This is a genomic window from Patiriisocius marinistellae (assembly GCF_009014635.1).
Classification (GTDB): Bacteria; Bacteroidota; Bacteroidia; order Flavobacteriales; family Flavobacteriaceae; genus Patiriisocius; species Patiriisocius marinistellae.
Genome location: NZ_BKCF01000003.1, coordinates 119,419 through 132,790, shown reverse-complemented (window position 1 = coordinate 132,790; position 13,372 = coordinate 119,419). Strand labels below are relative to the sequence as shown.

Below are 13,372 nucleotides of genomic sequence, written 5' to 3'. Positions count from 1 at the left end.
ATAAATTCTTAAAATTTTAATTATTGATTTATTTTGGAAGACTAAATTTGGTTTTTTATTTTTTAATATTTCCGTAGATATCAAGTTCTATCACTGGCTTACCTAGTTTTTTAACTTCGGAAATTTGTGTCTCTTTATCCCCTACGACTAAATATACTAAGTCTTTTTCAGCAATGTATTTTTCAATTGTATTTTTAAAATCTTCTAAATTCATATTCATTAAAAGTGCCTGTTCTTTGTCAACATAATCCATAGATTTACCATATTTACTAATGTTTCCAAGCAATCCTAGTTTTGCTCCAAAGGATTCAAAAGCACGTGTATTTGCTTTAATAATTTTGTTTTTAGTAAGCTCAACATCTTCTTGAGTAAATCCGTTTCCGTAGTTAGTAACCATTTCTTCAATAATTTTCAAAGAAGGTAATGTAGCATTTGCACGCACGCTTGAAGAAATTGTAAAGGGCGCAACTTCCTTGCGATTAGGCACTCTAGAATAAGCTCCATAGGTATAACCTTTTCCTATTCTCAACGTTTGAAATAGACGGCCACTAGAACCACCGCCTAAAATTTCGTTGGCAAAATCAAGTTTTTTAGCATCCTCATCATTCGCAGAAACTGCTAGTTTTCCAATGTATAATACTGATTGTTTTGAACCTGGTACATCAATGAAATAAAGGTTTCCTGCTTTGTCCTGCGATGGTAATTGCTGGGTTTTTAATGCAATGTTTTCACCTTTCCATTTAGAGCTTAATCCGCTCAATGCTTTTTCAACTCTAGCTTTTTTAATATTACCTACTACATGAAAACTGGCTACTTTAGGTGAAAGATTGTTGTAGTATTGTTTAATATCTCCTAAAGAAATACCGTCAATGGTCTCTAATGTTCCATTTGTGGGAATACCGTAGCTGTGATTTTCACCGTATAATAATTTATTAAAATTAATGGCTGCAATAGCCGTTGGGTTTGCTTCTCTGCCTTTCAATGAGGTTTCAAGTTCTTGTTTTAATCTGTCAAACTCAGTTGCGTCCCATCGCGGTTGTAATAACATTTCTTCCACATATGTCATTGTTTTTTCAAAGTTGCGAGAAAGACAGCTTCCACTTATGTATATATCTTCAGTCCCTGAACCTATATAAATATTTGAACCTAAAAGACCAATAGCTTCTTCTAAGTCGGCTGCCGATTTTGTTTTGGTTCCTTCATTCATCAAATCTGCTGTTAATGATGCTAATCCGGCTTTTCCTTCAGGATCTAAAGAGTGTCCACCTTGGATTGTAATATTAAACTCAACTAACGGTAACTCGTTATTTTCGATTCCGTAGAGGTTCATTCCATTTTCTAATTTTCCAGTCCAAACATCAGGCATTTTTAATAATGGTGCATCTCTAAAATCTGGTTCAGAACGGTCATATTTTGAAGCTGTTTTTTCATATATCGCTTCTGCTCCTTGTCCTACCTCTTCATTTTCTGCCATAGCTCCTACCTCCTCGATCCACACGGTAGCTTCCTCTGCTCCATTTACAGCAAGCTCCGGCGTTGCTTGTGGAATAACACTTGTCATTATATAATTTTGATCTTTTATGTATTTTTTATAAACACGCATAACATCTTCTCGCGTCATATTTTTAATATACTCTGTATCTTTTATTGAACGTTCAGGATCACCAGCAAACTCATTATCCTGCACGAGCTGGAATGCTTTATTTAAAACTGTTGCAACTCCTTGATACACTTGAGTTTCTAATTCAGCTTTTATGCGTTCTAATTCGTTATCTGTAAAACCATTCTCTTCAAAATTTTGTAATCCTTGGTCAATGGCATTTTTCACATTATCAAGTGCAATACCCTCGTTAGCACGAATTCTGATAATAAATTCCCCTGCTAATTCATTACTACTTTGATACGTACCTACACGTGGTGCTAATTTTTTCTCTTCAACAATTTCTTTATAAAGAGCAGATTTTTTACTTCCACTTAATAACTGTCCTAGTACCTGTAAAGCATACGAGTCTTCATTGTAATTTTCAACAGTAGGAAATACCATACGTAACTCAGGAAGTTTTGCAAAGTTATCTTTAAAATAGAGTGATTTAGTTTCATTTAAGGTTACTGGCATTGGCTTTAAAGCTTCAACAGTAGGGCCGCTAGGAATTTCTCCAAACCATTTTTGAACCAGCTCCTTTGTTTCTGCTATATCAATATCACCAGCAATTACTAATGATGCGTTTGAAGCTCCATAATATTCATTATAAAACTCAGTAACATCTTCTAACGTAGCTGCCTGTAGATCTGGTAATGCACCAATTACAGTCCAACTATATGGATGCCCTTCTGGGTAAAGATTTTTTCTAATAATTTCATCAGTATAGCCATAAGGTGCGTTATCAACACGTTGACGTTTTTCATTTTTTACTACTTGTTTTTCGCGCTCTAAAGCATCTTTAGTAACTGTATTAATCATATATCCAAAACGGTCACTATCAATCCAAAGGATTTTTTCAAAAGCGTCTTTAGGTACAACCTCATAATAAATAGTACCATCTGTCCAAGTTCCCCCATTTCGGCTTCCACCCCATTCTGGAATCATTTTACGGTTAGCTCCCACTGGAACATTCTCTGAGTCATTGAAAGACATGTGTTCAAAAAAATGTGCAAATCCAGTTTTCCCCGGTTTTTCTCTATTTGAACCTACATGCATTACCGTAGCGACAGCAACTATAGGATCACTTTTATCAACGTGAAGAATTACCTCAAGACCATTGTCTAATGTAAATTTTTCATAGTCAAGTTTAAATTCGGTTTCACTATTTTTTTCTTCGGAAATAGTATCTGAACAATTAGAAAATAATAATGGTAAGGCAATAAATGATAGCAGTAATGAGCGTTTCATAGCGGTTAGTTTTTTATTCTGAAATATTAATTTGAAAAGATACTTACTTTGTAGTCAATCATACTGTAAAAAAGTCTTAAAATACTGCACAGTAAAATGGACAGTGGTATCTTTGTTTAAAATTAATATTTCCGTGGAGAAAACTATAAAAACTTTTAAAATAATAAGTACGCTTGAAGCTATTTCGTTTCTTTTATTATTGCTTGTTGCAATGCCTTTAAAATATATTTGGGAAATGCCTCAAATGGTAAAAATAGTAGGAATGGCGCATGGGGTATTATTCTTATTATATATTGCTGGAGCAGTATACCTATCGCAACTATTAAACTGGACCACAAAAACACTAGTGATTGTAGTTTTATGTTCTATATTGCCATTTGGACCGTTTTATGCTGATAAAAAATACCTTTAATGATTACTGAAGCTAAACTTGTTGAGTATAGCTGCATTTTGCAGGAATATATGATTAATACGGGCGCTAATGAGACGTTTGCTATTATATCAAATATCATTGTAAATTGTATTATTATTGCTTTTGTTGTTACTATTCTTGATATCATTATTAGAAAGATTATCGTTCAATCTTTTAAAACATTTAGTGATAAGACAAAAAGTACATTTGATGATTATTTAGTAAAAAGTAATTTTCCAAGGTTTATTGCCCACTTTGCTCCTATTATAATTTTATGGCATACACTACCTGTTATCTTTATTGAGTATCCTAGAATTGATACTTTTTTTAACATTGCGCTTCAACTTTACTTAGTTGTACTTTGTATTTTAGTATTTAGAAGTATTTTAAGAAGTTTAAAAAGTTATGCAGAAGGAATAGAAAAATATCAAGACAAACCACTGCAGAGTTACGTTCAAGTAATGATGATTTTTGCTTGGGGAATAGGTGTTTTCTTTGCTGTTAATCTATTGACAGGATTTGACTTAGGTAGCGTTACCGCACTAGGAGCTTTATCTGCTGTTATATTGCTAATTTTTAAAGATACCATTCTTGGATTTGTTGCTTCAATACAAGTCTCAGTAAATGATATTGTGCGAATAGGTGATTGGATTACGTTTAGTAAATTTGGCGCAGATGGTTATGTTACCGAAATAAACCTTGCAACAGTACGTGTACAAAATTTTGATAATACGTTTACTACAATACCTACATATAGCTTAATTGCAGACTCATTTCAAAACTGGCGTGGAATGCAAGAAAGCAAAGGAAGAAGAATTAAGCGTTCTATTTTTATCAAACAAAATTCCATTAAATTTTTAACATCTAATGACTTAGAGGAATTGAAAAAAATTCAATTAATTGCTCCATATATAAGTCATAGAGAAAAAGAAGTTTCTAAATTTAATGCAACCATTGCTGCAGATAAATCAATAGCTATAAATGGAAGAAACCAAACAAATTTAGGCATATTTAGAAATTATGCCGAAGCTTTTATTACAGAAAACGAATTAATAAATCCTGAATTATTTTTAATGGTACGGCATTTAGCGCCAACAGACAAAGGTATTCCTATTGAAATTTTTTGTTTTACTTATGATAAAGCTTGGGAGAATTATGAACGCATACAAGCAAATATTTTTGATCATTTAATAGCTGCAGTTCCCTTCTTTGATTTAGAAGTTTTTGAAAGTCCTACAGGAAGTGATTTTACTAATCTTTCTGCGAACAACAATGAAAACAATTAGATTAAACGTATCTTTTGGCTATGAAAATCTTAAATAGAATTAAGGAAACTTCTTTTAAAACATATCTTCAAATATTTGGAGTAATTACAGTAATCCTTACGTTATTTCGTTTTGTAGCAATGGATTATTGGTGGATTCGTGTTTTTGATTTTCCGCATTTACAATTAACTATATTAAGCATCATTGCATTTCTGGCATATTTTATAAAATTTGATTTTAAAGACCGTAATGACTATGCGTTTGCTACACTTATGTTGTTGTGTATGTCATATCAAATTTATAAAATTTATATATACACTCCGTTAGCTTCTTTTGAAATGCATGACGCTGAAAATAATGATGTCTCTCGCCAATTAAGTTTTTTTACAGCGAATGTGCTTCAAAAAAATGATTCTTACAAAAAGCTTTTTAATGAGATTAAAAAATATGATGCAGATTTAATTGTTTTTACTGAAACGGATACTGTATGGCAAAATCAAATTATTAAAAATCTTGACGAGTCCTATATATATAAAGTTGAAGTTCCCTTAAGCAATACTTATGGCATGCTTTTATATTCAAAACTTGAACTAATAAATCCTCAAATAAAATACCAAGTTGATGATAGCATTCCATCGATACACTCAAAAATAAAATTACCCTCTGGTGATATTATTCAATTATATGCTATACATCCTACACCACCTATGCCACAACATAATCCTATGTCAACAGATAGAGACAAAGAGATGATGTTAACGGCTAAGTTAGCTTTAGAAAACAAATTACCTACTCTAGTTGTAGGTGATTTTAATGATGTAGCGTGGTCACAAACTTCGCAGTTATTTCAAAGAGTGAGTAAATTGCTGGACCCGAGGAAAGGTAGGGGACTTTATAATACCTTTAATTCTAAAAATTTTATGATGCGCTGGCCGCTAGACCACGTGTTTGCTTCAAAAGAATTTAGAATAATATCAATGGAGCGAGGTGATAAGATTGACTCAGATCATTTTCCTGTCTATGCAAAATTTAGCTTTGAACCAGACGGAGCATCAATCCAAGAACCAGACGAAGTGTCTAAAAAAGACTTACAACGCGCTGAAAAACAAATAAAAGGCACAGAAAAGCTACCTACAGATGTTTACTAATACGCTTAATTAGTCATCATTAAACCTATCTTTAACAAACTCTATTTTAGTTTTACCGTGCGCTTTCGGTTTCCCATTTTCTCCAAGGCTAACCATTATAATGGTGTCAATAGTTATTATTACTTCTCGTGTCATCTTATTGCGTACTTCGCAGGCAAGTGTCAATGAAGAGTTCCCGTATTTTGTGGGTACTAATCCTATTTCAATAATATCGCCTTTCTTCGCAGAACTTCGGAAATTTATTTCACTCATATATTTAGTCACGGTTCTAGGATTTTCTAACTGAATAATTGCGTATAGTGCCGCCTCTTCGTCAATCCATTCTAGCAATCTGCCACCAAACAATGTTCCATTGGGGTTTAAGTCTTCTGGCTTAATCCATTTACGTGTGTGGAAATTCATATTAAAATAAAGTTTTAGGGTTGTCCATTTTTGGGATATTCAATGAAGTACCAAATCTTGCATTGGCTTTTTCTATAAAATGTGCAGATAGTAAAGGTGAAGCTTTTTCAATATTTTGATGTACAAAAAAATAGATGTTCTGTAATCCTTGTGACATCCACTCCTCTAGCCTATCTATCCAATCATCTAATCTGTTGTAATCACTTTCATGATTTGCCCCATTATAACGTATAAAAGCAGTATCGCTCGTCATACGCATATGTAATAAATCTCTTCGCCCAGCACTATCCACAATGACATTTGTGGCATTATGATTTTCTAGAATATCATAAAGTTCATTAGCAACAGTCGCATCATTAAACCAGTCTGTATGTCTAAACTCTACTGCCACCTGCATATCTTTAGGGATAGTTTTAAAAAAAGGTACAAGGCGTTCTATGTTTTTTGGTCCAAAAGTACCGTGCATTTGCACAAAAGTCATCTGCAATTTTTCCTTTAAATTTGATGCATTCAATAAATACTCATTTAAATAACCTTCAAAATCATTTAATCTTTTCCAGTGGGTTACACCTTGAAACATTTTAGGGAAGAATCTAAAATCGGCTGGTGTTTTATCATACCAACCAGCAAAAACATCGGCAGAAAATATGCGATAAAATGTTGCATTTAATTCAATACTATTAAACTGCGTACTATAGTAAGCAAGCTCATCTTTAGTACCTCGCGGATAAAAACCTTTGAGGTCTGCCCTATTCCACTTGGCACAACCTACATATAAATTAGGTTTATTTGTAGTAGAATATTTTGATAGATGCTTTTTAGTATCTGGATGGTCTTGGGGTAATGTAAAATCTATTTCGGCAGGGTTTTCTACGTTTCCAAATTTCATATAATAATGGGTTTACGTAAAGATACTTCAGAAATATTTTTTTGGCAAGGCTTTTGAATATGGGTGTGCAGTACTAATTATATTTGGCTTTAATATTTCGGCTTTGCCTTATATTTAAAGTGGTTTAAAAAAATATTAAATGAAATGTAACAAACCAAAAAGCAATTAGTCTTATCTTTATAATCACGTAATTTAACACAAAAACTAACATTTATGAAAACATTAAAAACGCTTGTAATTGCACTTGTAGTATTAGCTATAGCTCCTGCAATGACTGCTCAAACTGTAGACGAAATTATTAATAATTATTTTGAAAACACTGGTGGAATTGACGCTTGGAATAAAGTAGAAGGAGCAAAAATGGTTGGTTCTGCAAATCAAGGTGGGATGGAAATTCCAGTTACTATGTATCAAACTACAGACGGAAAACAAATGATACAAATTAATTTTCAAGGTCAACAAATGACTATGCTATCTTTTGATGGAGAAAATATGTGGTCGACTAATATGATGACAATGGCTGCTGAAAAAAGTGATACAGAGACTACAGAAAATATGAAGAAAAACATGGGAAGCTTCCCTTCTCCATTTTTAAATTATAAAGAAAAAGGATTTCAAGCAGAATATTTAGGTAAAGAAACTAAAGAAGGTGCAGAGGTTTTTAAAGTAAAATTGACAATGCAACCTATTATGGTTGATGGAAAAGAGCAACCTAATGTTTCTTTCTTTTATTTTGACACTGAAAATTATGTACCTATAATGAGCGAAACAGAAATTCCTAGTGGTCCAATGAAAGGACAGATGGCTATTTCTACTTTTAGCGATTATCAAGAAGTTGATGGTTTGTATTTTCCTTTTTCATTATCAATGGCTGGTCAAGCAATTGATATGAAAGAAATAAAACTAAACCCTGAAGTAGATAATGCTATGTTTGCTTTTCCTGAGGACAAAAAATAATTTGAAATTTTACATTTATAAAATCCCCGCCCGTCGGGGATTTTTTTATGCCTAGTTTTTTTAAAATTTTCTTTGGAAATTGTAACAGATTACAAATTTTGACAACTTATAATCAAATCAAAAAATAATACCTCATTTTTGAAGTAATCCTTATTATTTCTAAAATTTTAAAACACTAAAAACTAACCGAAATTGTATGTATCATACACTTACATTTTCTTAACTAAAAAAACTCTAAAATGAAAAAAGTTTTAATTCCAATACTTAGTGTGTTGTTTGCAATACCATTTGTAGGAACAGCACAAGAAGAAATCTCGCTAAAGGGAAAAGAATTATTTGGAGATATGCGTGCACGTCACATTGGGCCAGCTTTAATGAGTGGTCGTATCAATGACCTTGAAATGCACCCTACAAATCCTAGAATTATCTATACAGGTACTGCCGGTGGTGGTGTGTGGAAATCTAACGATGGAGGTGCAACCTTTGCCCCTATTTTTGATGAACATGTACAGTCAATAGGTGTGGTTACTTTAGACCCTAAAGATCCGGATAATACAATATGGGTAGGAACAGGTGAAACTTGGACACGTAATTCAGTATCTGTTGGTGATGGTCTTTTTAAATCTACAGATGGAGGTTCAAACTTTAAAGAAGTTCCAGGGTTTGAGAATAGTGAGCGTATTACCTCTGTCGTTATAAACCCTAATAACACAAACGAAATGTACGTAGGTGTACTTGGTGCTCTATGGAGCGATAGCACAGACCGTGGGGTTTACAAGTCTAGTGATGGTGGAAAATCATGGGACAAAATTTTATACGTTGGGCCTTCTACTGGCGCAAGCGATGTTATTATGGACCCTAATAATCCCAGTGTACTTTATACCTCTATGTGGCAGTTTCGCCGCAGTGGTTGGGGTTTCAACTCTGGTGGGCTTAATAGTGCATTATATAAATCTACAGATAGTGGTGCAACATGGAATAAAATTCATTCTGGATTTCCTTCGGGAAAATTGGGACGTATTGCTATTGCTGTAGCTCCAAGCGATTCAAATATTTTATATTCGGTTTTAGAGACAGAAGATAAAAGTAAAAATGGTCTTTGGAAATCAAAAGATGCAGGAAAGAGCTGGGAACATTTGAATAATGATTTTGGACTAGTTGTTCGTCCATTCTACTTTTCTAGAATTGTGATAGACCCTAATAATCCAGATATAGTATTAAAAGGTGGATTGAGTGGTTCAATAAGTAGAGATGGAGGAAAGACGTTTAAGTCTCTTGGAAATATGCACAGTGATATTCACGATTTAGCATTTCATATTAATGATAGCGATATGATTTTTTCAGGAACTGATGGCGGAATATACCGTTCTTGGAATGGAGGAACTACTTTTGAAATTGTTGAAAATTTACCTTTATCTCAGTTTTATCATATTAGTGTTGATGACGCAAAACCATATAACGTTTATGGTGGATTACAAGATAATGGTTCTTGGTACGGCCCGTCAACTTCTCCTGGAGGAGTAAATGCTCGTGACTGGAATAGCGTAGGCTATGGTGATGGATTTAGAGTTTTAAAACACCCAACTAAAAACATTGTTTATTCTGAAATGCAAGGGGCTGAAAACGTATGGCGCTACGATATAGATAGAAATAGAACAAAAACTATCCAACCCTTACCGAAAAAAGGTGATGCTGAACTTAGATTTAACTGGAATGCTCCTATGGCAGTAAGTGCACATCAGCCAGATCGCTTTTATATGGGAAGTCAATTTCTACACGTTAGTGAAGACATGGGAGACACTTGGAAAATAATATCTCCAGATTTAACTACAAATGATAAGAGTAAACAAGATCAATCTAAAAGTGGCGGATTATCTGTAGATAATAGTGGTGCAGAAAACCATACAACAATTTTTACTATTGCAGAGTCTCCACTTGACGGAAATATATTATGGGTAGGTACAGATGATGGAAATGTACAGGTTACTCAAGATGGTGGGAAATCATGGAATAACGTAACTAAGAATTTAACTGGTATTCCAGCAAATACGTGGGTTTATCATATTGAAGCAAGTGTTCATGGAAAAGGAACGGCATATGCCGTCTTTGAAGGACATTCATCTGGTGATATGAAACCATATGCAATGAAAACAACCGATTTTGGAAAAACATGGAAATCAATTATTTCTCCAGATATTCAAGACAATGCATTTGTACGTAACATTCAAGAGGATTATGTAAATGAAAACTTATTATTTTTAGGAACAGAAATGGGTCTATATGTGAGTATTGATGGTGGAAAAAATTGGTCACACTTTACAAATAATATGCCTCCTGTTGCGGTTCATTTTATTGACATGCAAAAACAGACAAACGATATAGTAATGGGAACTCACGGTCGTGGTGTTATTATTATTGATGATATTAGTCCGCTAAGAGAATTAAATCAAAATATCCTATCAAAAGATGTTCATTTCTTTAAGTCAAGTCCTTTTACTATGACTGAAGATAGTGGTTTTGCAGGAAGTTTTGGTGCAGAAACTCAATTTGTAGGAGCTAACAAATCTACAGCAGCACGTATTGTTTATTATTTAAAGAAACGTCACACATTTGGAAAAATGATAATGGAAATCCAAGATATGCAAGGAAATAAGATAACATCTTTATCACCTGGTAAATCAAAAGGAATCAATGTTGTTGATTGGAACTTTAATACAGTGAACCCTAAAATGGCTGCAGCAAAGACATTATCCTTTGGTGGTTTCACTTCTCCGCGTGTACCAGAGGGAAAATATAAAGTAGTATTACAAAAAGGAAAGGATACATATGAGCAAATGATTGAAACAACTTATGACAAAAATTCAATTACAACTGTTGCAGACCGCAAAAAACAAGAAGCACTTACTAAAGAAATGTTTGATATGGTCGAAGACTTAGCCTATATGGTTTATGAAATAGGCGAAATGCAATCAAAGGCTAAAGAAGTTATAGATGCTAATGGTAAAGGAACTAAAGACGCACAAAAATTATGGGATGAGTTAGAAAACTTGAGAACAGACTTAGTAATAACTACAGGTGATAATTATGTAGCAAGTGCAGAACCAGAATTGAGAGAGCGTATGGGTGAGTTGTATAGTAATGTTGCTACAAGTTATGATAATGTTTCAGGAAGATTAATGCAGAATTATGAATTAATCAAAGAAGAGTTTACTAAAGAGCAGACACGTTTTGCAACTATTAAGGAGAAAGAAGGAAAGAAATTTAAGAAAGCATTAGATAAGGCAGGAATGGAAGCACCTAATTTAAAATCAAAAGAAGAATTTTTAAAGAAAGATTAACGATTGCTATCTTCATTAAAATACCCTCAGATACTTATCTGAGGGTATTTTTTTTAATAAAATTACATGTTACTGCTAAATAACATACAAATCTATTCTAAGGTTTACTTTAATATAATTATCTATTAATATAAATAGTTTTTCTATTTAAAAATTCTCGTATTCCATGTTCGCTTAATTCTCTTCCGTATCCACTTTCTTTTACTCCCCCAAATGGTAATCTTGGATCACTTTTAACTAAACTATTTATAAAGACCGCACCTTCATCAAACTTATATGCAATTTTTTCAGCAGCTTCAATATTTTTAGTAAAGATTGAAACACCTAAGCCAAATCTTGAATTATTGCTAAGTTCAATTGCCTCATCAACAGTTTTAAATGTAGTAATAGAAAGCGCAGGGCCAAAGGTTTCTTGTTTAAACATGTCCATTGTAGGAGAAACATTGCTAACAACTGTAGGCTCAAAGTAAGCGCCTTGTCGTTTACCCCCTATTTCAAGTTTTCCACCAGCTTTAATTGTATTCTTTACTTGTTGTTCAAGTTCTTTAGCAAGATCCTCGCGTGCCATTGTACCAATGTAAGTTTCTTCTTCCATTGGGTCACCACTTTTAAGCTCTCGTACTTTAACTAATAGTTTTTCTATAAATACTTCGGAAATTTTATCATCAATCAAAAGCCGTTTACCAGCAATGCAACTCTGCCCTGTGTTTTGAAATCTTGCTTGAACACAAATATCTACGGTTTTATCAATATCACAATCCTTCATAACAACGAGTGCATTATTACCACCTAGCTCTAATACTGTTTTTTTTATATGCTTACCAGCTGTTGCAGCTACTGCACTTCCTGCTGGGCCACTTCCGGTAAGTGTTACAGCTTTAATATTTGGGTTTTCAATCACCTCTTCAATAGATTCACTTCCCACTAATAGCGTTATAAAGCAATTATCTGGAAATCCTGCGCGTTTAAAAACTTTTTCGATATTTAGCGCGCTACCAAAAACATTACTAGCGTGTTTTAAAACTCCTATGTTTCCCGCCATTAAAGCAGGAGCAGCAAAACGAAATACTTGCCAAAATGGATAATTCCAAGGCATTACAGCTAAAACGACTCCAATAGGCTCGTAACTGGTATAGCTTTTATGAGCATCTGTCTTTATAATCGAATTAGCCATGTGATCTTCTGCTTGTTCTGCGTAATATTCACAAACCCATGCACACTTTTCAATTTCAGCAATGGATTGTGAAATAGGCTTACCTATTTCAGCAGTCATTGTTTCGGCATATTCTTTAATGTTCTTTTTTAATTCGGCTGCGGCAGCAAGCATTAATTTTTTTCGATGAGCAAAAGTTGTTTCTCTCCAACTATAAAAACGTTTGTCTGCTTTGTTTAAGATTTCAGAAATTTCAACCTTTGTATGAGTTTTAAAAGTTTTAATTTCGTCACCATTGTAAGGATTTATAGATGTTACTTTAGTCATTGTTGTTTTTCTTTAAAGGTAAAAACTAAGCTATAAATTATCATTTTGATTAAGAGTTTTTTAACGCTAAGTAGGCGACGTTTGTTGATAGTACTGTTTATAACTATCATTAGATAACTTTTTAAAGGTCTAAATAACTTGTATTTTTAGTAAAAACCTAAATGTTATGGACACAAGAGATCAAACTTTAATTGCTATTAGACCAGAAATTCCAAATGCTAAAGTGATTGACGGAATGTCTAATGATGAGAAATTTCAGAATAAAACATTAAGACCTATAGCAAAGTTACAGAATGATTTATTTGTTCTAGTTTTTAAAAATTATATTCGTAAACATAAAAATGTATTTTATAATCTTACTGTTGATAAACGTTTAGAGTATATTGATACTGCAATACAAAAAGATATTAAATTTAGAAATTCTTTAAAAGGGATGGTTATTGGTCAATTTACAACACAAGAGTATTTAATATATATTGAAAACTCTTCTGCTTTAAATAAAAGGATGATGAATATTGTTAAAGAAAGATTAAAAAATAACATGCTAGAATTTGAAACCGTCTTGGTTTAATTTCCGTACTCATTATTCTT

10 protein-coding genes are annotated in these 13,372 nt (G+C 33.1%); 6 read left to right on the top strand and 4 right to left on the bottom strand.

Annotated elements, in window-relative coordinates:
- Positions 1 to 55: 55 nt before the first annotated feature.
- On the bottom strand, positions 56 to 2,890 hold the full coding sequence (locus GB234_RS09290) for a M16 family metallopeptidase (RefSeq protein ID WP_151894284.1): 2,835 nt from the start codon (positions 2,888 to 2,890) through the stop codon (positions 56 to 58).
- 127 nt (positions 2,891 to 3,017) lie between these two features.
- Between GB234_RS09290 and GB234_RS09285 the strand changes: the two genes are divergently transcribed.
- Genes GB234_RS09285 through GB234_RS09275 form a run of 3 tightly spaced genes read left to right on the top strand, consistent with a single transcriptional unit; the run spans position 3,018 to position 5,715 of the window.
- Positions 3,018 to 3,302 (top strand): DUF3817 domain-containing protein, encoded by a 285-nt coding sequence (locus tag GB234_RS09285; protein WP_151894493.1) that lies wholly within the window; start codon positions 3,018 to 3,020, stop codon positions 3,300 to 3,302.
- The gene (locus GB234_RS09280) at positions 3,302 to 4,588 is read left to right on the top strand and encodes a mechanosensitive ion channel family protein (RefSeq protein WP_151894283.1); all 1,287 of its coding nucleotides are present in this window, start codon (positions 3,302 to 3,304) and stop codon (positions 4,586 to 4,588) included. The genes GB234_RS09285 and GB234_RS09280 overlap by 1 nt, the downstream gene beginning before the upstream one ends.
- A 20-nt stretch (positions 4,589 to 4,608) precedes the next feature.
- A complete protein-coding gene (locus GB234_RS09275; RefSeq protein ID WP_151894282.1) occupies positions 4,609 to 5,715 on the top strand; it encodes an endonuclease/exonuclease/phosphatase family protein in 1,107 nt (368 codons plus the stop codon).
- A gap of 9 nt (positions 5,716 to 5,724) precedes the next feature.
- Here GB234_RS09275 and GB234_RS09270 read toward each other — a convergent pair whose 3' ends face one another.
- Positions 5,725 to 6,117: an acyl-CoA thioesterase gene (locus GB234_RS09270; RefSeq protein WP_151894281.1), complete on the bottom strand. Its 393-nt coding sequence runs from the start codon at positions 6,115 to 6,117 to the stop codon at positions 5,725 to 5,727.
- Between the two features lies 1 nt (position 6,118).
- Positions 6,119 to 7,006: a DUF72 domain-containing protein gene (locus tag GB234_RS09265; RefSeq protein ID WP_151894280.1), complete on the bottom strand. Its 888-nt coding sequence runs from the start codon at positions 7,004 to 7,006 to the stop codon at positions 6,119 to 6,121.
- Between the two features lie 213 nt (positions 7,007 to 7,219).
- On the opposite strand from GB234_RS09265, the gene GB234_RS09260 reads away from it, so the two are divergent.
- Positions 7,220 to 7,963, top strand: coding sequence for a LolA-like protein (locus GB234_RS09260; RefSeq protein WP_151894279.1), 744 nt, complete (start codon positions 7,220 to 7,222; stop codon positions 7,961 to 7,963).
- 239 nt (positions 7,964 to 8,202) lie between these two features.
- Entirely contained in the window at positions 8,203 to 11,301 is a 3,099-nt protein-coding gene (locus tag GB234_RS09255; protein ID WP_151894278.1) for a VPS10 domain-containing protein, read from the top strand.
- Positions 11,302 to 11,419: 118 nt separating this feature from the next.
- Here the strand turns inward: GB234_RS09255 and GB234_RS09250 are convergent, their stop codons facing one another.
- Complete coding sequence (locus GB234_RS09250) at positions 11,420 to 12,781, bottom strand: NAD-dependent succinate-semialdehyde dehydrogenase (protein ID WP_151894277.1); 1,362 nt, start codon at positions 12,779 to 12,781, stop codon at positions 11,420 to 11,422.
- A 166-nt stretch (positions 12,782 to 12,947) separates the two neighbouring features.
- Here GB234_RS09250 and GB234_RS09245 point away from each other — a divergent pair, with 166 nt between their 5' ends.
- On the top strand, positions 12,948 to 13,352 hold the full coding sequence (locus GB234_RS09245; RefSeq protein WP_151894276.1) for a glyoxalase: 405 nt from the start codon (positions 12,948 to 12,950) through the stop codon (positions 13,350 to 13,352).
- Positions 13,353 to 13,372 lie beyond the last annotated feature (20 nt).